The sequence below is a fragment of the Anaerosacchariphilus hominis genome, assembly GCF_014290175.1.
In the GTDB taxonomy this organism is placed as follows: domain Bacteria; phylum Bacillota; class Clostridia; order Lachnospirales; family Lachnospiraceae; genus Laedolimicola; species Laedolimicola hominis.
This window is the reverse complement of the sequence record NZ_JACOOR010000004.1, coordinates 190398-212721: the sequence shown is the minus strand read 5'-3', so window position 1 is coordinate 212721 and position 22324 is coordinate 190398. Positions and strand designations below refer to the sequence as shown.

At 51.5% G+C, this 22324-nt stretch carries 21 protein-coding genes and 1 other annotated feature (1 of these 22 running past the window's edge); all 21 genes read right to left on the bottom strand.

Annotated elements, in window-relative coordinates:
• Positions 1-3 precede the first annotated feature (3 nt).
• Positions 4-396 (bottom strand): 4Fe-4S dicluster domain-containing protein, encoded by a 393-nt coding sequence (locus H8S44_RS08110; protein WP_186872039.1) that lies wholly within the window; start codon positions 394-396, stop codon positions 4-6.
• Complete coding sequence (locus H8S44_RS08105) at positions 383-1207, bottom strand: CoB--CoM heterodisulfide reductase iron-sulfur subunit B family protein (protein WP_186872038.1); 825 nt, start codon at positions 1205-1207, stop codon at positions 383-385. The genes H8S44_RS08110 and H8S44_RS08105 overlap by 14 nt, the downstream gene beginning before the upstream one ends.
• A 330-nt stretch (positions 1208-1537) precedes the next feature.
• Entirely contained in the window at positions 1538-2497 is a 960-nt protein-coding gene (locus H8S44_RS08100; protein ID WP_186872037.1) for an L-lactate dehydrogenase, read from the bottom strand.
• A gap of 244 nt (positions 2498-2741) precedes the next feature.
• Positions 2742-3356 carry a V-type ATP synthase subunit D gene (locus tag H8S44_RS08095; RefSeq protein ID WP_186872036.1) on the bottom strand — a complete coding sequence of 205 codons (615 nt, stop codon included), beginning with the start codon at positions 3354-3356 and terminating at the stop codon, positions 2742-2744.
• 34 nt (positions 3357-3390) lie between these two features.
• Positions 3391-4770 (bottom strand): V-type ATP synthase subunit B, encoded by a 1380-nt coding sequence (locus H8S44_RS08090; protein ID WP_178039856.1) that lies wholly within the window; start codon positions 4768-4770, stop codon positions 3391-3393.
• A 15-nt stretch (positions 4771-4785) separates the two neighbouring features.
• Positions 4786-6555 (bottom strand): V-type ATP synthase subunit A, encoded by a 1770-nt coding sequence (locus H8S44_RS08085; RefSeq protein WP_186872035.1) that lies wholly within the window; start codon positions 6553-6555, stop codon positions 4786-4788.
• Positions 6548-7135, bottom strand: a complete 588-nt coding sequence (locus H8S44_RS08080) for a V-type ATP synthase subunit E (RefSeq protein ID WP_186872034.1) — start codon at positions 7133-7135, stop codon at positions 6548-6550. Before H8S44_RS08080 ends, H8S44_RS08085 begins: the two co-directional genes overlap by 8 nt.
• 22 nt (positions 7136-7157) lie before the next feature.
• The gene (locus H8S44_RS08075; RefSeq protein ID WP_186872033.1) at positions 7158-7466 is read right to left on the bottom strand and encodes a V-type ATP synthase subunit F; all 309 of its coding nucleotides are present in this window, start codon (positions 7464-7466) and stop codon (positions 7158-7160) included.
• Positions 7467-7493: 27 nt separating this feature from the next.
• Positions 7494-7928 (bottom strand): ATP synthase subunit C, encoded by a 435-nt coding sequence (locus H8S44_RS08070; RefSeq protein ID WP_186872032.1) that lies wholly within the window; start codon positions 7926-7928, stop codon positions 7494-7496.
• A gap of 74 nt (positions 7929-8002) precedes the next feature.
• Positions 8003-9931 carry a V-type ATP synthase subunit I gene (locus H8S44_RS08065; protein ID WP_186872031.1) on the bottom strand — a complete coding sequence of 643 codons (1929 nt, stop codon included), beginning with the start codon at positions 9929-9931 and terminating at the stop codon, positions 8003-8005.
• 15 nt (positions 9932-9946) lie between these two features.
• Positions 9947-11005 carry a V-type ATPase subunit gene (locus tag H8S44_RS08060; protein ID WP_186872030.1) on the bottom strand — a complete coding sequence of 353 codons (1059 nt, stop codon included), beginning with the start codon at positions 11003-11005 and terminating at the stop codon, positions 9947-9949.
• Positions 11006-11007: 2 nt separating this feature from the next.
• On the bottom strand, positions 11008-11328 hold the full coding sequence (locus tag H8S44_RS08055) for an ATPase (protein ID WP_186872029.1): 321 nt from the start codon (positions 11326-11328) through the stop codon (positions 11008-11010).
• 211 nt (positions 11329-11539) lie between these two features.
• The gene (gene rpsU / locus H8S44_RS08050) at positions 11540-11716 is read right to left on the bottom strand and encodes a 30S ribosomal protein S21 (protein WP_004054229.1); all 177 of its coding nucleotides are present in this window, start codon (positions 11714-11716) and stop codon (positions 11540-11542) included.
• Between the two features lie 138 nt (positions 11717-11854).
• Positions 11855-13531, bottom strand: a complete 1677-nt coding sequence (locus H8S44_RS08045; protein WP_186872028.1) for an ASKHA domain-containing protein — start codon at positions 13529-13531, stop codon at positions 11855-11857.
• Positions 13532-13538: 7 nt separating this feature from the next.
• Positions 13539-14708, bottom strand: coding sequence for a ketol-acid reductoisomerase (ilvC, locus tag H8S44_RS08040; protein WP_279288090.1), 1170 nt, complete (start codon positions 14706-14708; stop codon positions 13539-13541).
• A complete protein-coding gene (ilvN, locus tag H8S44_RS08035; protein WP_186872027.1) occupies positions 14668-15201 on the bottom strand; it encodes an acetolactate synthase small subunit in 534 nt (177 codons plus the stop codon). Before ilvN ends, ilvC begins: the two co-directional genes overlap by 41 nt.
• A gap of 136 nt (positions 15202-15337) precedes the next feature.
• Entirely contained in the window at positions 15338-16135 is a 798-nt protein-coding gene (locus H8S44_RS08030; RefSeq protein WP_186872026.1) for an ABC transporter ATP-binding protein, read from the bottom strand.
• The gene (locus tag H8S44_RS08025) at positions 16128-17057 is read right to left on the bottom strand and encodes an ABC transporter permease (RefSeq protein WP_186872025.1); all 930 of its coding nucleotides are present in this window, start codon (positions 17055-17057) and stop codon (positions 16128-16130) included. Before H8S44_RS08025 ends, H8S44_RS08030 begins: the two co-directional genes overlap by 8 nt.
• 140 nt (positions 17058-17197) lie before the next feature.
• On the bottom strand, positions 17198-18235 hold the full coding sequence (locus H8S44_RS08020) for an ABC transporter substrate-binding protein (RefSeq protein ID WP_186872024.1): 1038 nt from the start codon (positions 18233-18235) through the stop codon (positions 17198-17200).
• A gap of 211 nt (positions 18236-18446) precedes the next feature.
• The gene (pheT, locus tag H8S44_RS08015) at positions 18447-20867 is read right to left on the bottom strand and encodes a phenylalanine--tRNA ligase subunit beta (protein WP_186872023.1); all 2421 of its coding nucleotides are present in this window, start codon (positions 20865-20867) and stop codon (positions 18447-18449) included.
• A 162-nt stretch (positions 20868-21029) separates the two neighbouring features.
• The gene (gene pheS / locus H8S44_RS08010) at positions 21030-22049 is read right to left on the bottom strand and encodes a phenylalanine--tRNA ligase subunit alpha (RefSeq protein ID WP_186872022.1); all 1020 of its coding nucleotides are present in this window, start codon (positions 22047-22049) and stop codon (positions 21030-21032) included.
• A gap of 115 nt (positions 22050-22164) precedes the next feature.
• Positions 22165-22324: a binding site (T-box leader), on the bottom strand (it continues 96 nt past the right edge of the window).

Here is a 22324-nt window from a genome sequence, read left to right as displayed (position 1 = left end):
TGATTATTTGCTGTATTTGCGGAACGCACTGGCTAAAAGCTGCTGGGGCAGTTCCTCGTTCAGTAACTCCGGCACTTCGTTGGGACTTAAGTAATTGCCTCCCCGCTGACGTACTACCATCTGCCGTACCGCCTCGATGAGCTTCGCAGGCTTTACGTCTCTCGGGCAGCGCTCCACACAGGCGAAGCAGGAAAGACATTTCCAGATACTCTTGGACTCCAGAAGAGGCTCAATATCGCCGCTTTCCACATAAGAAACGAACTGATGGGGACGGATATCCATCTCCTCATAGGCGGGACAGGAGGCGGAACATTTTCCGCATTTCATACATTTCCGGGTATTGACGCCGCTCATCTCACGAAGTCTGTCGGCCTTTGCCATATCAACCTTCTGCATGCTCTGCTCCTCCTTCCGCTTCTTTTTCTGGAAGTAATCCCAGTGCCTCCGCCAGAATCTCTGTCAGATAAGTGACCGGAACCTTCTTTGCGCTTCCGCTGTTTCTCAGGTTATAGAGACACAGAGGACAGGCAGTAATCAACTCTTCCGCGCCATGACAGACAGCAGATTCCATGACACGGTCTACCATGGTGCCGGCCAGGGGCTTGTCCTTTAAGGATACATAGCCGCCGCAGCACTCGTTCCGGTAAGGATATACCACCGGCTCCGCGCCCAGGGCACGGATAAAATCCTCCATAATAGTAGGATTCTCCGGCTCGTCAAAGGCCATGATGGAGCTGGGCCGAAGGAGCATACAGCCATAGTACGCGCCGATCTTCCGTCCGGTCAGGGGATGGGTTACTTTTTCTTTGATGGTGTCAAATCCTACGCGATCGCGAAGAACTTCCAGATAATGAAGAACCTTAGTCTCTCCCTCGTAGGGTTCCTCAAGCTTCAGATAATTGTTGGCTCTGGTGCGGATATCCTCCACATTCTGCATGTCGTCGTTTACACGCTTGATGACGTGATGACAGGCGGAGCAGAGGGTCACCAGATCCTGTCCCTTTTCTTTCGCGTCGTTCAGGGCGCGGACTGCGGACAGCTTTGTGGCGATCTCATCGGATGCCAGCGGATAGACGGCTCCGCAGCACTGCCACTCTTCGATTTCCTGAAGGGTGAAGCCGAGAGCTTCCGCGGACATTCTGGCGTATCGATCCAGGTCCTGGGCTTTGTTCTTTAACGTGCAGCCCGGATAATAGCTGTACACCATTTGACTACCTCCTTTTGTTCTTTTTTGTGGTTGCAGGTTTTGTTGTCTTTTTTTGACATTTTTCTATCAATCTTTAACATTGTACCATATCGTTAAAGCATTAACAACCCCTAAATGATAATATTTTGTTACTATTTGCGATTTTTTCAGGGATTATATTTTCCTTTTTATTGATCGTTTTTTTGTTAATTCCGACTGTTTTAATGGGATTTTTTTATTTCCAGATGTTAGGTGTTAAGAATTTAACATTTAGAGTGAAATGGGGATAAAACAAACGCCGGGGAGCGCCTTCCTTTCCGCGCTCCCCGGCTGGTTATTGCTGCAATTTTCTTAGTCTTCCTTCATAACATCGCCGATGAAAGCTTTCAGGACTTCCGCAGAATGCTCTACCTGCTGTCTCTCTTCGTCGGTCATGGTGATCTTGATGGTCTTCGCGATACCCTCTTCGTTGACTACGCAGGGGATACTGATGCAGGAGCCTTCCAGGCTCTCGCCATATTCCTGACCCAGAACGTGCGCCACCGGAAGTACAGTATTCTGGTTCTTCAGAATAGACTCTACGATGCGGAAGGTGGACATGGCGATACCGTCGAAGGTAGCTCCCTTCAGGGAGATAACGTCTGCGCCGCCGGTCTTTGCCTTCATGGCGATCTGCTCCTTCACTTGCTCTTTTTCCTTCTCATCAGCGGGCAGGAAGTGGTCGATGGTCTCACCTGCCACATTGACGCTGCTCCAGATGGGTACCTGGGTGTCCCCGTGCTCGCCCAGGATGTAACCCTGGATGTCGCGGATATCTACCTTTACGCGCTCGCCCAGCAGATAACGGAAACGGGCGGTATCAAGGGATGTACCGGTTCCGATGACTCTTTCCTTGGGAAGACCTGTCTCTTTCTGGATCAGATAGGTATTCACATCTACCGGATTGGATACTACGATAATCAGCGGATTCTTTGCGTATTTCATGATATTTTTCGCAATGCTTCTCGCCACACCGGTATTTACCTTTGCAAGCTCCAGACGGGTCTGGCCGGGCTTTCTCGGAACGCCTGCGGTCACGATAATGATTTTTGCGTCCGCACACTCTTCATAACCACCCTGGCGCACACGCACCTGGCTGTAATATGCGGTTCCGTGTGAGATATCCAGAGCGGCTCCCTTCGCACGATCCTCGTTTAAGTCTACCAGAACAATCTCTCCTACCTGTGCCCGCAGCATCAGGGTATAGCAGATTGTCTCTCCTACATTTCCAGCTCCAATTACTACGATCTTGTTTGATGTTTCGTTCGCCATACTGCTACCTCACTCTTTCTCGTCTCATCCCAACGTGATATTTTTCACAATATTGATATTTTTTTATCAACTTATTGCATTATAACACGTACAATCGGTGCTGGCAATAGGAAAATGTAATTTTTGTACCCCTTTTTATACAATTTTTATCGAGGTTAAACAAATTCTTAACAACTAATGGGATAAAAAGACCGGCACAGCCGCATGTTCTGCGGCCTGCCGGTCTTTTCTTATCCATAATATCTTATGAATGCATCCTCTTAATAACCTTCAGTCTCGTGAACTCCTCACGTTCCTTCTCCTCCAGGGCGTTGGAAATGTCCTTGGTCAGCGCCTCGTAGCGGGGGATCGTGATGTTCTTCAGTGCATTGGCGCGTTTCTGGGCCTTTTTGATATTGGCCGCCAGCTGGTAAGCGGAGTTCTCCACTGCGGACAGCTTGATGGTCAGATCCTTTACCCTCTCGAAGGAAACCCGGGCGATATCCAGAGACTCCTTGGTACTGTAAAAGGCGTAGGCCGGAGCGCGGGTGGCCGCGTCATAGCGGACCAGAGGAATCTCCGTGCCCATGATGCTTCGGGTCTTCACTTCCACACTGTCCTCGATGGGCACATTCCGGGCCACGTCGGCCACGGCATTGATGCCCAGCTCCATGTTGGCCTTCTGAAGGGCCGCATAGGCGGTGGTGAAAGTGGTGCGGATCTCGGCCTGGATATCCTTGGCCTGATCCACCAGACCCATCAGTTCCCGGATCAGAATATTCCGCTTCTTGTCCATCAGCTCATAGCCCTGCTTTGCCAGCTTCAGGGAGTTCTTCGCGCGTATGAGGTTGCCTTTTGTAGGAACTGCATTGTTATCCATACAGCTTCCTCCTTCTTAAAAAACTCGGTTTACATTATTCTGCCGGCTTATAATATTTATCAAGAATCTTGGTATCCACACGGTCCAGTTCCTCTCTCGGCAGCATGCCGAGAAGCTCCCAGCCGATATTCAGGGTCTCCTCGATGGTACGGTTCTCCTCCGGACCCTGGCCTACAAAACGGGCCTCGAAAGCCTTACCAAACTGCAGATACTTCTTATCGATGGGTGACAGCTCATCCTCACCGATAACGGATGCCAGGGCTCTCGCGTCTCCCACCTTCGCATAGGAGGAGAACAGCTGGTTCGCCAGATCCTGATGATCCTCACGGGTATAACCGGCACCGATACCATCCTTCATCAGTCGGGACAGGGACGGCAGCACGCTGATGGGCGGATAAACCGCCTGACCGTGAAGCTCACGATCCAGTACGATCTGACCCTCGGTGATGTAACCGGTCAAATCCGGAATCGGATGGGTAATATCATCGTTGGGCATGGTCAGAATCGGAATCTGTGTCACAGAACCATTGACGCCTTCTACGATGCCGGCCCGTTCATAGATGGTAGCCAGCTCACTGTATAAGTAGCCCGGGTAACCCTTTCTGGAAGGAATCTCTCCCTTGGAGGAAGATACCTCACGCATGGCCTCCGCAAAGGAAGTCATATCCGTCAGGATGACCAGGATATGCATGTTGCACTCAAAGGCCAGGTACTCAGCAGCGGTCAGAGCCACACGGGGTGTGATCAGACGCTCTACCACCGGGTCATTTGCCAGGTTCATAAACATAGTAACGTGTTCGGAAGCTCCGCTTTCATCGAAGGCCCGTCGGAAGAAATCCGCCACATCATGCTTCACGCCCATGGCTGCGAATACGATACCGAACTGTTCATCGGAATCATCGCCCAGGGAAGCCTGCTTTACCAGCTGTGCTGCCAGCTGATCATGGGGCAGACCGTTTCCGGAGAAAATCGGCAGCTTCTGTCCACGAATCAGAGTGGTCAGGCCATCAATGGCGGAGAATCCGGTACGGATGTAGTTACGCGGATACTCACGGGTTACCGGATTCAGCGGCTGTCCGTTGACGTTCCGGTGAATATCGGAGACAATCTCTCCCAGACCATCAATGGGCTGTCCGATACCGTTAAAGGTACGGCCCAGAATCTCCGGGGAAAGGGCAATCTCCATGGGATGGCCTGTCAGCTTGGTGTGAGTATTGCGAAGGGACATATTGTCGGTTCCGCCGAATACCTGGATAACCGCCTTATCCTTATAGCACTCGATGATACGGCCCAGCTCTTTTTTATTGCCGTCCACCGTAATCTCTACGATCTCCTCGTAGGACGCGTTCTGTACGCCTTCCAGGGCAATCAGAGGGCCGTTGATTTCACTTAAGCCTAAATATTCAATTGACATTTTCTCTTCCTCCCCTTACGCGTTCTTTTCCAGTACACGATCGTAGAACTCATCGATCGCTTTCTTATAATCATCAAACATCTCCAGGTGGTCGTTGGGCACATCATACTTGATAGCGATAACCTTCTCGAAGATATTCTCACGCTTCAACACGGACATGGGCATGCCCTGTGTGATCAGCGCCTTGGATTTGTCATACAGATAGAGAATCGTCTCCATCATCTTCATCTGCTTTTCCATGGGTACGCAAGTGTCGTCCGGATGGAAGGCGTTCTGCTGCAGGAAGCCCAGACGAACCACTCGGGAAATCTCCAGAACCAGCTTCTGGTCGTCCGGAAGCACGTCGCTACCGATCAGCTTTACGATCTCCATCAGGCTGCTCTCCTGGTTCAGGATGACCATCAGACGGTTTCTGCAGTCCATGAAGTCCTTTGCCACATGATCCTTGTACCAGGGTGCCAGATCGGACACATACTCACTGTAGCTGCTAAGCCAGTGAATAGCCGGGAAATGGCGGGCGTAAGCCAGGGACTTATCCAGTCCCCAGAAGCAGCGGACGAAACGCTTGGTATTCTGGGTAACCGGCTCGGAGAAGTCGCCTCCCTGGGGAGATACGGCTCCGATGATGGATACGCTTCCTTCTGTTCCGTTTAAGTTCTGCATCATGCCGGCACGCTCATAGAACGCGGACAGACGGGACGCCAGATATGCCGGGAATCCTTCCTCGGCGGGCATCTCCTCCAGACGTCCGGACAGCTCACGGAGCGCCTCGGCCCAACGGGAGGTGGAGTCTGCCATGATGGCTACGTCATAGCCCATATCTCTATAGTACTCTGCCAGAGTAACACCTGTGTAAATACTTGCCTCACGGGCTGCCACAGGCATGTTTGAGGTATTTGCAATCAGGGTGGTACGCTCCATCAGGGGATTGCCTGTCTTCGGGTCAACCAGCTTACTGAAATCCTCCAGTACCTGAGTCATCTCATTTCCGCGCTCGCCGCAGCCGATGTAAATGATGATATCCGCGTCGGACCATTTCGCGATCTGATGCTGGGTCATAGTCTTACCGGTTCCGAATCCGCCCGGGATAGCTGCGGTACCGCCCTTAGCGATGGGGAACAATGTATCCAGAATACGCTGTCCGGTAATCAGCGGCTTGGATGCCGGATAACGCTTGGTGGTCGGTCTCGGCACACGGATGGGCCATTTCTGCATCATAGTCAGTTCTTTTTCGGTACCGTCATCCAGTTGCAGGACCGCAATGGTATCGCAGATGGTGTACTGGCCGTCCGGCATAACCTTGGTCAGTACGCCGGACAGATTCGGCGGAACCATAACCTTATGGGTGATAGCCTTTGTCTCCGGTACTTCACAGATGATGGAGCCTCCGCTGACACGGTCGCCCTCCTTTACAATCATATGTGCGTCCCAGAGCTTCTCTTTGTTCAGGGAATCTACAACAGTACCACGGCTGATATATGCGCCGCCGATCTTCGCAATCTCGCTTAAGGGACGCTCGATACCGTCGAAAATATTGTGCAGGATTCCGGGAGCCAGATATACGGAAATCGCGTCGCCGGTAGCTTCTACGATCTCGCCCGGCTTGATTCCGGTGGTCTCCTCGAATACCTGAATGGTAGTTCTGTCTTTATCCAGACCGATGACCTCTCCTACCAGCTTTTCCTTGCCCACATAGACCATCTCGGCCATCTTAAAGCCTGTGTTACCTTTGATGTATACGACAGGTCCGTTGATTCCATAAATCACACCTGTTCTATTACTCATGGTTTGCTCCTCCTTTTAACTGGAAGCTCTCCTTTGCCTCTGCCAGCTTACTCTCAAAGGAATTGTCGATGAGAATATTTCTGCCCGGCAATACGGCGCGTGTTCCGCCCAGGAAGGAGTATTCGCTGACCGTCACCGGTGCTCCTACTTCTGTCTCAATGCTGAACTTCTTCTGGGCGTCAGATGGGTCAATGTACAGGATGACCTCATCTCCACCCGCAAATTCTCTGGCCTCACGGAGCTGGTTCACCAGCATCTGATGATACTCCCTGGTCTCCGCAAAACGGGCCAGCAGATCCTTTACTTCCACAAAAAGCTTTTCTTTCAGTTCATCCTGCTTTTTGCTTAAGGTTCTCTTAATCTCTATCTGTTCTTCGGAGAACTGCTTGTTATTCTCGCGGATCAGACGATCCGTTTCTGTCTTGATCTCAAGCTCCTCCTGACGACGCTTTTTCTCCTGATGCTCCTCAAAAATCTTCTGCATCGCATCGGTATATTCGCGGATCATGACGTCGCTTTTATGTCTCGCCTCTTCCATGGCGTAAGTCGTAAAATGCTGCAGTTTTTCTTCTGTCGTCATTGCGCTCACCTTCCTTTTCACTCTAAAGCTTGACTCCGATGGCTTCGTTCACATAGGAGGTAATGAAGTTCTCTCCTCTTGTAGTGCCATGGCGGTCCGGAATTTCAATGAGAAGCGGCAGACTGCGGCCCAGGCGCACCTCGTTAATGACATCCGGGAATTCGCGGCCAAACTTCTCTGTGAGAATGATGACAGCGACTTCCTTGTCTGCCAGTACGCGATTCAGTTCCGCCTTCAGCTCCTCTTTTTCATGAACGACGGCGCCTTCGATACCCGCCAGGCGCATGCCTGTACAGGTATCGATATTGTCGCTTATCAAATACATCTTCATATCGATTCCGCCTTTCGGGTCAGAGATTTACAGCTTACCAAGAATCATGAAGGAGATGATCAGACCGTACAGAGCGATACCTTCGGCCATAGCTACGAAAATCATGGACTTACCAAAGATACTCTGATCCTCGCTGATAGCGCCCAGTGCCGCGCTTGCGGAAGATGCTACTGCAATACCGGAACCGATACCGGAAAGGCTGGTAGCCAGTGCTGCTGCGATATATCCGAGACCTGTGGACATGCCTGCTGCAGTCTCTGCCGTGGTCTCTGCCGCCTGTACGTCTCCGCTGTAAGCCAGAACAGCTGCCAGAGCCAGTGTACCAAAGAAGAAGAAGCAGTTGCATCCAAGGCTTCTCTTATAACGACTGCGGGAAGGCTGTCCCAGGAAATATGCTCCGAACGGAACCATAATGCTTAATACAAGAGCTGCAACCAGTAATACTTTCACTAACATAGACATTTGAATTTCCTCCTTTAAATACCTTTTGTAATAATTATATAAATAAATTAAATTATTGCTTTTGTATCTTTATTTTATTTTTCCTTCATCTTATAAGGTTTGAACGCATGTCCCGTTCCTTTGTAGAAACGGCTGAACAGCTCGTAGTACTCCAGACGAAGTACCTGAATACCTACAATCAGACCCTCCATCGCACAGACGAAAGCATTGCCCAGTACGATGACCAGCCAGTTTCCGGTGGCGCCGTTCTCAAAGCCTGCCAGCATCAGCACGACCTCCATCATGGCCGCATGGCTGACTGCGAAAGCTCCGATACGGACAAAGGACAGTGTGTTTGAGAAGAAGCTTAAGAGCACCTCAAACATCTCGAAGAAGGTCTGCACCAGGTACATCCCCACGCCGCCGTCCAGGTCGGCTTTTTTCTTCTCCATCCAGGCACTTAAGGGCTCCTTGAAGGCCATAGCCAGTAAAGGCAGTCCAAGCACCAGCACCATAATAATCGTAGCCGGAAGAGCATGTCCGCTCATGAAGAGAATCAGGCTCGCTACAATGAAGCCGTAGAAAATGAAGCCTGCCACACCGTTGGTATCAAACCAGGCCCCCTCGACATCGTGGTTCCGGACTGCCACGATAATATGAAGAATCATCGCGGTCAGAATCAGGAACATACCGAATACGATGGCTACCACGAATACGGTGTTCATCTGTCCTACCACCGGAAGGGTCATCATGGCCTCCTTGGGCTTCAGCCATCTGGCCTTCAGCACATCCTCGAAACCGAAGAAGCTGCCGTACATGAAGCCGAAGAACGTGGAGAAGATACCGGCGCTGCCTATGATGGCCGCCAGATCCATGCCCTTCTTCTTATACAGGAAGAGGCCGCCCAGCAACAGTACCAGGCCCTGTCCCACATCACCGAACATGGCGCCGAAGATAAAGGCGTAGGTGATGGCCACGAACATGGTGGGATCCATTTCATTATAGGCCGGAAGTCCGTACATCTTTACATACATCTCAAAGGGACGGAACAGCTTGAAGTTATGCAGCTTTGTAGGCGGCGTACTGAAGATATTGTCATGGTCATCTTCCACCACCACGAAGGTCTGCTCGTCATTCTCGATCTCTTTCTGAAAGGCATTCGCCTGGTCTTCCGGCATCCAGCCACAGAGAATGTAGAATACGTTGTCCTTTTCCCGGGTCAGCGCCGCGTACTTCCGGATATCGAAGCTGGCAGAACGCTTTTTCAGATAAGCGGCTGCCGCAGCCAGCTCGTCCAGGCGATCTGCTACCACAGCGGAAATCTTCTTATCCAGCTCTACCATCGCCTCATCCAGGGCTGCCAGCTGCTTTTTCAGTTCTCCGTAGGCCTGGGTGGCGGTTCCTTCATACTCATCGGGAATGAAGATATGTTCAAAGTGCATGGAGGCGTATACCGCATCCACCTTGTCAGCCAGGGAAGCCGGAACAAAATAAACTCCGTATACATACTCCTCGTCGCTGCGGCACTTATAGAAAATCGTGTCCAGCGTATCGTACACATAACGGTCGAACTTGTCAAAGTATTCTTTGGAAACCCGTCCGAAACGGTACTTCTCATAATGAAAATTCAGCAGGCTGTGGACATCAAACTCCAGACCCTGGAAGGGCTCGATGCTGTCCATGGAAGCCTTACATTTTTCGCGTTTTGCGGCAAGCTCCGCCTTCTGATCCTTCAGATCTGTCAGGTTCTTTTCCGCCTCCCTTAAAATCTGCTCCGCTTTTTCTACTGTCATGTCGGGAAATTCTCGATCTGTATGCAGATCAGCGGGGAGATACTCTGATGCCTGACGGAGAATCTCTTCATAAGGATTCTTATCCGTGTAGGCCCTCAGATTCTGTACGGTCTTAAGCTCTGTCAGGGCGTGTTCCAACTGAATCTCATACTTGGAAAGATACTGACCGGCCATGCGCTCAATATCGTTCTTCGGCCCAGTGATGCTTAAGAACTTCATCTTTACAATCACTTGCTACTACCTCCTCTACTGGTTGCTTCCGTCTTTCGACCGCTCCACATATTTCAGCGTCTCACTGGCCGGCAGTCCATAACGGACGCCCTCCAGAACCGTGGTCAATTTATCCAGCTCCTGTTCCTTTTCATACAGGTAACCGGTAATCACCGCCAGAGAATACGGGTTCTGCCGTTTCTCCTCGGTGTAAATCTTACGCAGAAATCTGTCGTACACCGTCTCCAGCTCCTGGCTGTCCAGCTTTAGAAACCTTCTGCCGTAATACGTCTTCTGGATGGCTTCCTCCAGAGCTCTCTCGTCTGCCGCTGCTACCATGGCACGGATATCGTCGTCATGAAGCTTATATGTCACCGGAATCAGCAGGGCGTAAGTAGATGCCTCCGGCATCTCATAGTACTTCTTCGCCCGGTAGATCCACATCATGTTCAGCAGATCAATCTGGCTTCCCAGGCTTCTGGTCAGAAGATTTCTGGCCGTGCCCTTGGTCAGCTTGCTGTTCTGCTTCCATATCATGGAGAAATAAAACAGATCCAGTGTCATTTCATAATCAAAGAGACTTGCGCTCTCCGCATGATCCAGCTTCTGCAGCACCTTATAATACTGGGTATCCTTCAGCGCCTCCAGGATCTCCGCCACAGTTCCGGCCTCGGCCAGCCGCTCCAGGGGCACATCCGTATAACGCTGTACCATGCTCCGCAGTTCCTTCTCTTCCGCGGTACGGTCACCGTGGTTAAAAACTCTTCGGAAGGCACGCTTGATAATCGCGATATCAAACTTGCTGAAGTACAACTTCAGGACCTTCTTCTGGTCCTTGTCACAGAAGCGGTAGATCTTGGAGAAATCATAATACAGCGTACCCACCAGCAGCTTTTCAATCTGCCCCCGGTGAAGCTCCATCTCATCGTATCCCCGAAACAGGGCTCCATAGGCCGGAATCTTTTTCAAATAGGCCACCGCCTGCGGAATATTCTCCATGGCAGCCAGCTTCGCGAAATCTTCATCGTCCAGAAGCCGACTCTCCATGGCCCGTATCTTTGTGGCAACGGCACTGTATTTCATCAGTTCGCCCATGCCTATTCTCCTATCATCTTATTAAAAATCGCAGCTGCCAGCTTCTCATGGTTCTGGCTGTACTCCGCATCCATAGCTGCCAGCTCCCGCTCTGTGTCCTGCTTCATTTTCAAAAGCTCGTTTTCCGCGGAAAGTCTGAGCTTCTCGTTCAGAGCTTTCAGCTTCTCTGCTGTCTGCGCGTCAATCTCCTTATCAAAGGCCTGTGTCTTTGCCTCGTATTCAGCCGCGATCTGCTTCTTCTGCTCCGCCGCCTTCTCTTCCAGGGCCACTGCCGCGCCCTCGATCTCAGAAAGCCTGCTTAGCACAGTTTCCATCTGCTCCATGCAAATCCCTCCTGTCTGGTCATAGTCTTTGAATCGAAACTATACTATACTCTTTTTCGCAAAAAATCCATAGTAATTTTGACCAAAATGTATATTTTCCTGTGATTTTTTTCTACAAATGTGTAGTAATTTTACAATTCCTGCACTTTTGTGTAATTTCCCTCATTAGAGAAAAAATTCCCCGACAAACGTCGAGGAATTTTATGCACAATTAATTGTATTTACGCTTTCTAGCTGCTTCAGATTTCTTCTTGCGTCTTACGCTGGGCTTCTCGTAATGCTCTCTCTTACGAATCTCCTGCTGAATGCCTGCCTTAGCACAGTTTCTCTTAAAACGACGCAGAGCGCTATCTAAAGTCTCGTTCTCTTTTACGATTACATTCGACATAGTATCACACCTAACCTCCCTCCAGTTGCGTATTGTGCATTAGACAACTGTCTGGGTATTTTACCTTTCCTTACAGCAAAGGTATCCTTGCACACATAAGATTATAGTGGTTTGAACCATTCCTGTCAACACTTTTTTTCATGTTTTCGGATCTGTTTTCGGATCTGTTTTCGGATCGCTTTTTCGTCTCTGCTCCAGACGGGCCGAAACGGATGGGAACCGTTGCAGATCCGTGTGGGGAATGGCCTGGGCCGCCCGCATGAGCTCAATAAATTCCTCCACTGCGCCGAACTGGACATACTGCATACGCTCGATGATCGTCTCTGCTTTCTCCTTCAGGCTTCGATCCAGCAGCAGCTTTTTTGCTCCCTTAAGGGATGTATTTCCCGGGGAAATGATTTTGTCCCGGTCCATATCCGGGTACATGCCGATGGTAACCGCAGACTCCTTGTCGATGTGGGTGCCGAAAGCCCCGGCCACGTAGAAGCAGCCCACATCCTCCATAGTGAGACCGATGAGATTCATCATATATTCCACCATAGTCATGGCAGCGGCCTTGGTACGGATAAATTCGTCGATATCGCTCTGATAAAAATAAAGCCCCGGCGCGTATTCGATGGCGTACTCGGTGTCTTTCTCAGAAGCCGCGTCCCGTAGAAGCTGCTTTGTCAGCCCCGGAATCCGGGACTGTCCTTTTTCCCCGCCGCCTGCGCTCTCTTCTATCTCTGTTTCCGTCACCTGAAATCTGCCCCGCAGGTCGATCCAGCCGTTCAGATAAAGCTCCGCCAGCAGATCCACGATACCGGATCCACAGATACCCTTCGCCTCCGTCCCGCCAATCACATGTGCCTTCAGCTGTCCATGTTCTGTGGTTACGCGGTCCACCGCACCGTTCTCTGCCCGCATGCCGGTGCGGACTGAGCCGCCCTCCAGGGCCGGGCCTGCCGCCCCTGCGCCTGCCAGTAGGAATTCCCGGTTGCCCACCACCAGCTCGCCGTTGGTTCCCACGTCCAGAAAGACGCTGATCTCCTCCCGGTCGGGAAGCCCGGTGGCCAGCATGCCACTGATGATATCGCCTCCCAGATAATTTTCCATGGCCGGGCAGATATATACAAAGCCCTGTATCGGGATTCCAAGCTCCGCGCCCCGGCACACCTCCGGCTCCAGGGTCTGCACTGCGTAGGGCGACTGAAAGACTCCAAAGGCGTCCAGACCCAGCAGGAAATGTATCATAGTCGTATTGCCCGCCACGGTCAGGATATTGCACTTCCCGGTATCCACGCCCGTTTTCTCCGAAAGCCGCTCCATAAGCTTTCGGAAGCCCTTCGCCGTGGCCTCCTGAAGCTCCCGCCGCCGCTCCGGGTGATCCTTGGTATAAAAGATCCGGGTCAGGATATCGTCCCCGTAGGCGATCTGCGGATTGAATACGCTCTCCGATGCCAGCGTCTCTCCCGTGTTCAGGTTAATTAACTCCATTACAATCGTTGTGCTGCCCAGATCCGCGCAGAGGCCATAATGCTGTGCTGTGGTGTCGCCCGGCTCCAAATCCAGCATTTCCCAGATGCGTCCGTCGAAGCCAAGAGAAGCCGTTACCTGCCAATCTGCCTGCTCGCAGACCTCCAGACAGCTATTCAATACCTCCGGGCGAATCCGGATATCTGTCTCATCCCGAACAAGTTCGGACTTTGGCTCATTGCCCGCGCAAAAAGAACCACAGTCCCGCAGAGCAGCCAAAAGCCTCTTCTGCATGGATCTGTGGTCCTCCTCACAGGGACGGGGCAACTCTAAATATACTTTTCTGCTCCATTCCTTCATATTCTAATTAGTTATCCAGCAGCTTGTCCTGGCCATTCCAGCTGTACAGCTTACGGATTTCCTTTCCAATCTTCTCTGACGGATGCTCAGCAGCCAGCTTTCTCATAGCCTTGAAGTGAGCCTGTCCGCCTGCCGGAGACATGTCAAGCAGGAAGTCCTTTGCGAAGGTACCGTCCTGGATATCCTTCAGGATCTTCTTCATGGTCTTCTTAGTCTCCTCTGTGATAAGCTTCGGTCCGGTAATGTAATCACCATACTCTGCAGTATTGGAGATGGAATAACGCATTCCCTCGAAGCCGGACTGGTAGATCAGGTCTACAATCAGCTTCATCTCATGGATACACTCGAAATAAGCGTTTCTCGGGTCGTAACCAGCCTCTACCAGAGTTTCGAAACCAGCCTGCATCAGGGCGCAAACGCCGCCGCACAGAACTGCCTGCTCACCAAACAGGTCTGTCTCTGTCTCGGTTCTGAATGTGGTCTCCAGGATACCGGCTCTTGCTCCGCCGATAGCCAGGCCGTATGCCAGTGCATACTCCAGAGCCTTGCCTGTGGCATCCTGCTCTACCGCTACCAGGCAGGGAGTTCCCTTGCCGGCCTGATACTCACTTCTTACGGTGTGGCCCGGCGCCTTCGGAGCGATCATGGTAACGTCTACGTTCTTCGGCGGTACGATCTGATTAAAGTGGATGTTAAAGCCGTGGGAGAACATCAGCATGTTGCCCTCTTCCAGGTTCGGCTCGATATCCTTCTTATACATAGCTGCCTGCAGCTCATCGTTGATCAGGATCATGATAATGTCTGCGCGCTTTGCAGCCTCTGCTGCTGTATAAACCTCAAATCCCTGCTCCTCAGCTCGCTTCCAGGATTTGCTTCCCTCATAAAGGCCGATAATGACATGGCATCCGGACTCCTTTGCGTTCAGTGCCTGTGCATGTCCCTGGCTGCCGTATCCGATTACTGCGATGGTCTTTCCATCCAGCAGAGACAGATTGCAGTCTTCCTGATAATAGATCTTTGCCATTTTTTCATTCCTCCATTTTACTTTATGTAAATAATTTATGCTTGAGGCGGCAGCATCCGGCCCGCAGCCGGTAATGTAGTCACCTGAAGTATCGTAAATAAGTCCTTTCGGATTAGCTGAAATCGTAATCCATAAGCTGACCGTCCTCGTCATACATCTTCACATCGAAGGTACCTCTGGACAGACCGGTAATGCCGGTTCTCGCCAGCTCCAGAATCTCATATCCGCTTAACAGGTCGATAAAGGCGTCCACCTTGGACTGGTTGCCGGTCAGCTCGATGACCAGGGATTCCTTGGCCACGTCCACGATCTTCGCACGGAAAATATTGGCTACTGCGATGAGGGACTGGCGGTTCTCCTCACTGACCTTCAGCTTAATCATAATCAGCTCGCGGCAGATAGAAGTTTCGGGCTCCAGGCGCTTGATATCAATCACGTCTACCAGCTTATTCAACTGGTTCTCAATCTGCTGCATAATAATCTCGTCGCCCTTGGCTACTACGGTAGCACGGGAATAACGGGGATCGGCGGTTACGCCAACCGTCAGGCTGTCGATATTGTAACCACGGCGGCTGAACAGGCCTGCGATACGGCTTAACACACCTGAGGTATTATCGACCAGAATAGAAAATACAACTCGTTTCATAGCTTTCCCTTCCCTTTTAAGTGTTCGCTGCGCGGACAGTTGTGCTGTCCGCGCAGTCAAATCTTTCTCTTGATTCTACCAAGTTCGACACCCGTTGTCAACCACTTCAACAGGGAATCTTCGTTTTCTGCTTTGCCTAGTTGGTCAGCATCATCCGGTCGTTGGCGAACTCGCCGCCGCTGACCTCCTCGAATTTGGCCAGCAGGTCGGATACCTTCAGGTTTTTCTTCTCCTCGCCCGCCACATCGTAGATCACATGGCCTTCATACATCATAATCAGACGGTTGCCATGGGCGATAGCGTCCTTCATATTGTGAGTGATCATCAAAGTGGTCAGGTTATCCTCTCCGACAATGCGGTCTGTGGCGTCCAGAACCTTGGCTGCAGTCTTCGGATCCAGGGCTGCTGTATGCTCATCCAGAAGCAGCAGACGCGGTTTTTTTAACGTAGCCATCAAAAGGGTTAAAGCCTGTCTCTGTCCACCGGACAGAAGGCCAACCTTGCTGGTCAGACGATCTTCGAGACCCAGGCCCAGACTTGCCAGGCGCTCTTTATAATACTCCCGCTCCTTCTGGGTGATACCGGGCTTTAAGAAACGCTTGGCCCCTCTTCTGGCTGCCAGGGCCAGATTTTCCTCGATCTGCATGCCTGCCGCGGTACCGGTCATGGGATCCTGGAATACACGTCCCAGATAAGCAGCGCGTTTGTGCTCCGGCAGCTTTGTCACATCTACACTGTCAATGGAGATTTTTCCCTTGTCCACGGGCCATACGCCTGCCACTGCGTTCAGCATGGTGGACTTTCCTGCTCCGTTGCCGCCGATGACGGTGACGAAGTCGCCCTCGTTCAGATGCAGGTTCAGGCCTGCCAGAGCGGTCTTCTCATTGACGGTGCCTGCGTTAAAGGTCTTCCATACATTTTCTACTCTAAGCATTTGCCGCACCTCCCTTTTTTACCGGTTTTGCAAAATATTTGCCCTTCAGGTACGGGATAGCCAGGAATACGGCCACTACCAGAGCGGAGATCAGCTTCATGTCGTTGGCGTTCAGACCTGCCATGATAACCAGCTGATATACAATCCAGTAAATGATAGCGCCAAGCACTACTGTAAAGAGTTTAAAGCCGAAGTTCCGGCTGATTTTTCCAAAGATAACGTTTCCGATGATAACGGCTGCCAGTCCGATAACGATGGCGCCGCGGCCTGCGTTGACATCCGCAAACCCATTATACTGGGCATACAGTCCACTGGACAGTGCCACAATACCATTGGAAATCATCAGGCCGATGATTTTGCTGGTGTTGGTATTGATGCCCTGGGCTCTGGACATGTTCTCGTTGTTACCGGTGGCACGAATGGAACAGCCAAGCTCGGTGCCGAAGAACCAGTACAGAACGGCGATGATCACCAATACAAACAAACCTGCCACGAAGTTCGTATTCTGATAGAAGGGAACCCCCTTTACCCAGCGAAGGGATACGATCTGGTCGTATTTACCGAAGGCCAGTGCCTGGTTCGCTTTCTCACCCATGATACGAAGGTTCACGGAGTAGAGGCCAAGCTGGGTCAGGATACCTGCCAGAATCGCCGGGATCCCCATGGCTGTATGAAACAGTCCGGTTACCAGTCCAGCTGCCATACCTGCCAGGAATGCTACAAACAGAGAAACCCATACCGAATGGCCGCTCTGCATCATCATAATGCAGACCGCGCCGCCGGTGGCCATGGTTCCGTCCACGGTCAGGTCTGCCAGATCCAGTACCTTATAGGTGATGTACACACCGATTGCCATAATGCCCCAGATCAGTCCCTGGGCACAGGGGCCCGGCAGGGCATTGAAAAACTTTAAAACATCCACTTTTACTTCCTCCTGCTTTGTACTTGCACAAAATTACGCAAAATTGCGTAAAGCTTTCAATATTATAGCAAAAAGCGGATAAAAAGGGAAGTCCTTTTTATCCGCTTTCTTAAATTCGTTGGTTTATTTATCAGAAGCGCTTACTCTGCTGCTTCGATTGCCACATAATCATCCGGAATGGTTACGCCCATGGCCTCTGCCAGCTCAGGATTGTATTTCTTTGTGAACTCCGGTGCGTACTCGATGGGCATCTCGGATACGTTTGCTTCGCCGGTCAGAATCTTCACTGCCATCTTACCGGTAGCTACACCCAGGTCATAGTAGCTGATAGAAAGAGTCGCTACGCCGCAGCCTGCGCAGATGCCTTCCTCGCCTGCGATTACCGGAACCTTCTCCGGCTCACAGATGTTGCGGACGATCTCGGTATTGGATGCCACTGCGTTGTCAGTGGGTACATAGATGACATCGCTCTCGCTTGCCGCTGTGGTTGCCACAGAAGAAAGGTCGTTGGAATCAGAGAAAGAGTACTGCTTGCAGGTGTAGCCCAGCTCCTCCAGAGCTGCCTGTACAGTGTCTACCTGATACTGAGAGTTCGCCTCAGCGGAGCAGTACAGAAGTCCCACGTTCTTTGCCTCCGGGAACAGCTCATTCAGCATGGCTGCCTGCTGGTCAAGCGGAGCCAGGTCGGAGGTACCGGATACGTTGGTTCCTACCAGACCGTCAAAGTTATCAATGTCAAGGGCTACGCCGTACTCAGTTACCGCAGTTCCCAGTACCGGAATAGTATCGGTTCCCTGTGCTGCTGCCTGCAGAGCCGGTGTGGCATTTGCAAGAATCAGGTCTACATTGTCAGATACAAGCTGGTTGATGATGGTAGCGCAGGTAGCGGAATCTCCAGAAGCGTTCTGCTCCTCGAAGGTGACGTTCTCTTCACCAAGCGCTTCTACGATGGCGTCCTTGAAGCCCTGTGTGGCTGCGTCCAGCGCGTCGTGCTGTACCAGCTGGCAGATACCTACGGTGTAGGTCTCTCCGTCTGCGGAAGCCGCGTCTGCTGTATCGGTGGTTTCTGTGGTCTCAGCCGCGGTATCTGCTGCTGTTGTAGTATCAGCTTTTCCTCCGCATGCTGCCAGGGACAGGGTCATAGCTCCTGTCAGTGCTAATGCAAGTAACTTTTTCATAGTAAATCCTCCTGTATATCCTCCATTTTGCAACACTGACGCTTCGACGCCACAGCGCTTTGGCGTATTAAAGTGCCGCATCACTTGTTTTATTGTATACCCGAGGATACAATTTGTCAATCGCTTTTTTATTTTTCCTTGATGTCAAAACAGACCGCCTTCTGCCCGAAAGCATGGCGGTCTGTCTGTCCGTTAGGGAACGTGATTTCATTTACTGGCGAAGCTCCGCCTTCAGGCCCTCCAGCCCCTTCAGAATCCGCTTCATAGCCGCGGAAATGTCGCCTTCCTCAAGGGTCTTGTCCTTGCCGCGGAATACGATAGAGTAAGCCACAGACTTGTAGCCTTCCTTAATCTGGCTTCCCTCGTAGATATCGAACAGCTTGAAGCTCTCCAGATGACTTCCGCCCTTCTGCTCGATGACTTCCTCGATCTGGCCTGCCAGCACATCCTTCGGGATCACCATGGAAATATCACGTGTGACAGCCGGGAATTTGGCTATACCTTCGTACTTGCGATCGAAAGTCGCCACCTCGGTCACTGCCGGCATATCCAGGACAGCCACATAAGCGCGCTCGCCGATGCCGTAATTGTCGGCAACCACCGGATGAACCTCACCCAGATATCCCATCAGCCTGCCATCGTAATAGATATTTGCCTGACGGCCCGGATGCAGATAGTTTTTACCGGCCTTCGGATCATAGTGTACGCGGTCGCGCATGCCCAGTTTTTCAAAGAACTCCTCGACCACGCCCTTCATGTTATAGAAATCGCCGTCGCCATACATACCCAATGTAAACTGCATGCGCTCATCCGGAAGTTCGTTAAGCGGCAGTTCTTTTGCGATATAAATATTGCCCAGCTCATAGAGACGTACATTTTTATTTCTGCGGTTGTAGTTGGTAGCCAGTGAGGTCAGCATGCCGTTCATGGATGTGGTACGCATGATGCTGAAGTCCTCGCCCAGCGGGTTGGAGATCTTAATGGCCTGGCGCATGGGATCATCGACACTCAGAAGCAGCTTGTCAAATACCTTCGGGCTCTCGAAGGAATAGGTCATGCCCTGAGAGAATCCGCAGAACTCCGCGATATCTCTTGCCACAGCCTCCACACGAAGCTTGAACGGAAGCTTGCCGGTGGTCGCCTCTCCTCTCGGAAGAGTGGTCGGAATATTATCATATCCAAAGAAACGCGCTACCTCTTCAGCCACATCTGCCAGGCGGTGAATATCCTGACGGAAGGTGGGCGCTACGATCTCGTTTGTCTTCTCATCGTAATCCAGTTCTACCAGCTTCAGGTAATCCAGCATCTGTTTCCTGGTCAGATCTGTTCCCAGCAGGGCGTTGATCCTGTCTGCGTCAAACGTCACTCTGGAGGGCTCACTCTTGCCGTTGTATACATCTACCATGCCGTCTACTACTTCACCAGCGCCCAGCTCCTCGATGAGCTGGCAGGCACGATCGATAGCCGCCTGCGCGTTATTCGGATCCAGACCCTTCTCGAACTTACCGGAAGCGTCCGTACGAAGGCCGATACGCTTTGCGGAAAGACGGATGTTCACGCCATCGAAGCAGGCAGCCTCAAAGAGCATAGTCTTTACATTATCGGTGATCATGGAGTTCTCTCCGCCCATGATACCCGCGATGCCCACAGCCTTCTCGCCGTCGCAGATCATCAGCACATTTTCATCCATGGTCCGCTCCTGACCGTCCAGGGTAACGAACTTCTCGTCTTCCTCGGCCCGGCGCACCAGAATCTGATGACCGGCGATAGTATCCAGGTCGTAAGCGTGCATGGGCTGGCCATACTCTTCCATGACATAGTTGGTGATATCAACAATATTATTAATGGGACGGATACCGTTGACAGCCAGTCTGCGCTGCATCCACTTGGGTGATGGAGCCAGCTTGATGTTCTTTACGACTCTTGCGCAATAACGGGGGCAGAGATCTGCATCCTTTACATCTACTTTAATATAATCATTCACGTCTCCGCCGGATCCCTTTACGGTCACAACAGGAGGTACGAACTTCTTACGGAAGGTAGCTGCCGCCTCGCGGGCGATACCGATGACGCTGTAGCAGTCCACACGGTTGGAGGTAATCTCGTACTCAAATACCACATCGTCCAGTCCCAGTGCATGGATGGCGCTCTCGCCTACCACTGCGTCGTCCGGGAAGATGTAGATGCCGTACTCCGGAGCCTCCGGGTACATTTCACGGGTCTGACCCAGCTCCTCGATGGAGCACATCATGCCGTTGGACTCTACGCCGCGAAGCTTACCTTTCTTAATCTTAATTCCGCCCGGGGTCATCTTACCGTCGTGTCCGCCAGCCACACGGCCGCCGTCCAGGACCACCGGAACCTTCTGTCCTTCCTTTACATTGGGTGCACCGGTCACGATCTGAATCGGCTCCGCCTCTCCGATATTGACCTGGCAAATCACCAGCTTGTCCGCATCCGGGTGCTGCTCAATCTTCACAATCTGTCCGATGATGATATTCTCCAGATCTGCATCCAGCCTGGTAAAACCCTCTACCTTCGTTCCGGAAAGCGTCATCGCATCGGTATATTCCTGGGCCGTCACATCCAGATCGGGCACATAAGCTTTAATCCATGATAAAGATGTATCCATTTTTATTCTCCTCTCTATTCCAAACGTTCCCCGTGCTACGCTCGAGAAAACTTCGTTTTCCCTCGCTTGGGGCTATCGCCCCATACAGCAAGTCCCATGCATCCGCAGTCAGATACATCTGTCTGCAAATGCCTGTGCCTTCCTGTGCACGGCTCACTGCTATCAAAACTGTTTCAGGAACCGAATATCGTTCTCATACAACAGACGCATATCATCAATCTCGTATTTCAAGAGCGCAATTCTCTCCAGACCTACACCAAAGGCAAAGCCGGTGTACTCGTTGGGATCGATGCCGCACATCTCCAGTACGTGGGGATGTACCATACCGCAGCCCAGGATCTCGATCCAGCCGCTGCCCTTGCAGAAACGGCAGCCCTTTCCGCCGCACTTGAAGCAGCTCACGTCCACCTCGGCACTGGGCTCTGTAAACGGAAAATGATGAGGACGGAACTTTGTCTTTGTCTCTGCTCCGAACAGTTCCTTCGCGAACTCTTCCAGAGTACCCTTCAGATCCGCAAAGGTAATATTCTTATCTACAACCAGACCCTCGATCTGATGGAAGGACGGAGAATGGGTCGCATCCACCTCATCGGAACGGAATACACGTCCCGGCGCAATCATACGGATGGGCAGCTTGCCCTGTTCCATGACACGGGCCTGACACGGAGAAGTCTGGGTACGCAGTACGATGTTCTTATTAATATAGAAGGTATCCTGCTCATCCTTGGCCGGATGTCCCTCGGGGATGTTCAGCTTTTCAAAATTATAAAGATCATACTCGATCTCCGGGCCTTCTACTACCTCATAGCCCATACCGATGAAGATACGCTCCACCTCTTCCAGAGCGATGGTGTTCGGATGACGATGGCCTACGTTGTTCTTCTTGGCCGGAAGGGTTACATCGATAACCTCCGCTTTCAGCTTCTCCTCACGAACCATAGCCTCCATCTTTGCCTTGGCCTCTTCCAGGACCTTTTCAATCTCCTCTCGGGTCTCATTCACCAGCTGGCCCACCTTCGGTCTGTCCTCGGGAGCCACATCCTTCATGCTCTTCAGTACGCTGGTCAGTTCACCTTTTTTACCGAGAATCGCCACGCGGGCGTCATTCAGTGTGTTCAGATTCTTTGCTTCCCGAATCTGGGCAATGGCATTTTCCCGGATTTTCTGCAGTTTTTCCTTCATTCTTCTCACCTTTCCTGAATTATTGGTTTTTTAGGGACGTGTACTCCAGGGCAGTCTCGGAAAGCCGCCTGCCCTTCTCAATGCAAACGCGCAAAAAAATCCGTCCCTACTAAAATGTAGGGACGGACAATATATTCCGCGGTACCACCCTGATTCCTGTCACTCTGTTTTCTATATTTATCAGAATTTATCAGACAGGCTCTCATCTTCTGCGTAACGTGCAGGCTACGTCACTGCCTACCAAAGCTCTTCAGCAATGCTGCTCCGGTGTGAAT